The sequence below is a fragment of the Nostoc sp. CmiVER01 genome (assembly GCF_034531135.2).
Classification (GTDB): domain Bacteria; phylum Cyanobacteriota; class Cyanobacteriia; order Cyanobacteriales; family Nostocaceae; genus Nostoc.
On sequence record NZ_JAVRBU020000075.1, the window covers coordinates 1 to 593 of the forward strand.

At 59.7% G+C, this 593-nt stretch carries 1 protein-coding gene; it reads right to left on the bottom strand.

Annotated features, from left to right (window positions below; genetic code table 11):
* Positions 1-311: 311 nt before the first annotated feature.
* On the bottom strand, positions 312-593 hold a 282-nt coding region (locus tag RMZ43_RS36060; protein WP_428851038.1), incomplete at its 5' end, for a hypothetical protein.

A 593-nucleotide genomic window follows, 5' to 3' on the forward strand; every position in this document is an offset into this window, starting at 1 on the left:
CACCGCTTTCTGCGCAGGTCAGCCGGTTGCTGTGCGGCATAAGCATTCGTCGTGCATCATCATCTTCAAAGCCTGATGCATCCGCTTCGAGCTCTATACACCGATCCAATCGTCGATCACACGCAAAACGTAGACCTGGTTCTCGAATCGCTGTCGGTGGACCCACTGTTCCTTCAACGTTTGGATCACCCGCTCCACCACGCCGTTCTGCTGCAGGAGTTTTCGGCTCCTGCTTCAAGCCTTAACTATGCAAGTGTACGCTTGTTCCAGGGTGGCGACTGCGCTACGGGTCTTGCCACGCCCGGCAGTTGTCAGTCCAGCAGCTGCCGGGTGTGGCCGTCGATGACCAGGGCCAGGCTCAGCCCCTCTCCCCTGGCCATCCCAGATTCAGCACAAATTCGTAGCTCAGCGTTAGTTCGGAGCGGCGGCGGCCGGAAGGAAGCGTCTCTATCCGGAGGCGGTTGCCTACCGGCCGCTCGTGTACGTACCTGCCAACCTTTGAGCTGGAAGATCCGCCGCACCGAGTCCTTGTTGATTCTCATCAACCCGGCCACGGTGCGGTAGCCGAACGAAGGCTCATCCGCAACGCCTGC